The sequence below is a fragment of the Aliivibrio sp. 1S128 genome, from assembly GCF_001691065.1.
Taxonomy (GTDB): domain Bacteria; phylum Pseudomonadota; class Gammaproteobacteria; order Enterobacterales; family Vibrionaceae; genus Aliivibrio.
The window spans coordinates 442-2,390 of record NZ_MAJV01000162.1 but is presented as its reverse complement, the minus strand read 5'-3'; the positions used below and the strand labels follow the sequence as shown (position 1 = coordinate 2,390).

The following is a 1,949-nucleotide window of genomic DNA, read 5'->3' as shown; positions in this document are numbered from 1 at the left end:
TGTTATGCAGGCGTTATAACTTTTAGGTAAATTAAATGGATCTAATTAGTGTTCTAAAAAAGGAAACAGGGAAGTTATCTAATGAACAGTCAGCGTACCTTATTGCACTGATACTTTTCCCTTTATCTATATTACTTACTGAAACATTCCCATTCCCTTCATACTGGATTGTGTCTAGTTTTTTGATTTACGGGTTTATTGTTTGGATTCGTGAGTGGGGAGATAATTTAAATTCAATATTGTATGCGAAACCATTAATGGCATTGGCTTTTCTTGCTGCCACAACATTGAATGTAGCTATGGCTTCAATATCTGTGAATTCGATTTTAGAGGTTCCTAGTTCACCATTTACTTATACCATAACAATGGTATCCATATTAACGGTTCCTTTCACCGCAGCGATTTCATTGACCATGTTAGCTATGCCAATGATGCTAATATCGATGTTTAGTGCAATGTTTTCTATTAAAGAGTTATCAGCTAAAAAGATTGTTAACTTTGAAATATGGAGCTTAATGAAAGAAGTCTCAGCTCTTAATTTACTTGGTCGTATTTTTGCTAGCTTAACCGTTTTCTTTATAGCGACATCATTTTTAGGAGATAACTCTTGGTATACAGATCAAGTAGCAGTATTTACTAAGTGGTTTGCCTATAATTTTGAAATGGAAGCTTATAGTTATTGCTCTCTCCCTAATAATGCTCATATTTCATATCTTGATGGGGAGCGTATTATTATTGGGATAAACGAAAAGTCTGAGTATATTTTTACAGTATCAAACTGCATCACAGAGTTATAACAAATGCATCAACACGATTTGCTACATTCGGCATTCTAGGTTTCTTTGAGTTTACCGTGTTAAGTGGTAAATTTAGCTTAATCTACATAGTAGCAAACGTGTTATGCAGGCGTTATGTGCTAGGAGTAAAAATGGAATTTTCGTATGAAAAAGTGACTCATCAAGATTTAGATGTAATTCTTAAATTAGGTGAAGCGGTTAATGATAAGCATGTTGTACCTCTTCTTAATTCTGAAGGTCAAAAAGCTATCAAAATGGCGTTTAAATCTGATATCGACAAGGTAAAGGATGACAGTATTTATTCAGCGATTAAAGCCACTATTGATAACGAAATTATCGGTTATATAGCTTGGCGTGACGAAAGTTATATTGGTCATCTTTACGTTAAAACTGAATATCACGGTTTTGGTGTGGCTAAGGGTTTAGTTGAAGAAATGAAGGCGGTAAGTGGTGCAAAATTAATTAGCGTTAAAGCTTCGATTTATGCGCTCGGTTTCTATAAAAAAGTTGGATTTAAGCCTGTATCAGAAGAGTTAAGCTTAAACGGTATTCGTTATGTTCCAATGGTACTTAATGTTCAACAGCGCACATAACAAAGCCATCAACACGATGCTTATAACATTCGGCGTTTTTGGTTTAGAGTATAATTGGTTTGGAAAGTGAGTCGTCAGCACGTGTTATGGCGGCGTTATGCCTTTATCGTGTTTTAAATTTAATATAAATAATAAAAGGAATTAAAGATCATGGTTAAAGCTTTAAAGTTACGAGAAGATTTTTATGTGAATATAAACAATATTGTTACATTAGTACTTGATGAAAGTAGTATTCAAATTTCAACAAATGGGTCTGTCTATGAAATAATTCAAGTTGCTATTGATGTTAATAATAATTACGGCGATGTATTAGTGTCAGTACAAGAATTCCATAGGATTAAACGGGAGTTATTTGACTCTATGGGTATCAAAGAGTGAATGCAGTAATATAAGATAAAAGTAATCAAGCTAATGCTATTCATTTAAATCTTTTGTTTATTATCGGCTGGTTTATTTTTTCACTATGAATATAGGTATTAAATAAGCACTAAAGAGCATGAAGTTAAAGGTTAATTTTTATAGTACAGGCATAACAATCGCATCAACACGATTTACTACA

At 33.0% G+C, this 1,949-nt stretch carries 3 protein-coding genes; all 3 read left to right on the top strand.

The features are described 5' to 3' along the window. Positions 1–35 precede the first annotated feature (35 nt). Positions 36–797: a hypothetical protein gene (locus tag A6E03_RS18415; protein ID WP_065601486.1), complete on the top strand. Its 762-nt coding sequence runs from the start codon at positions 36–38 to the stop codon at positions 795–797. 131 nt (positions 798–928) lie between these two features. Further along, positions 929–1,390, top strand: a complete 462-nt coding sequence (locus A6E03_RS18410) for a GNAT family N-acetyltransferase (RefSeq protein ID WP_065593237.1) — start codon at positions 929–931, stop codon at positions 1,388–1,390. 150 nt (positions 1,391–1,540) lie between these two features. Further along, entirely contained in the window at positions 1,541–1,768 is a 228-nt protein-coding gene (locus tag A6E03_RS18405) for a hypothetical protein (protein ID WP_065601485.1), read from the top strand. Positions 1,769–1,949: the final 181 nt, after the last annotated feature.

Excerpts from the sequence above, each read along its gene's own strand:
- A6E03_RS18405 (WP_065601485.1), top strand. The coding sequence starts at position 1,541 with ATGGTTAAAGCTTTAAAGTTACGAGAAGATTTTTATGTGAATATAAAC.
- A6E03_RS18410 (WP_065593237.1), top strand. The coding sequence starts at position 929 with ATGGAATTTTCGTATGAAAAAGTGACTCATCAAGATTTAGATGTAATT.
- A6E03_RS18415 (WP_065601486.1), top strand. The coding sequence starts at position 36 with ATGGATCTAATTAGTGTTCTAAAAAAGGAAACAGGGAAGTTATCTAAT.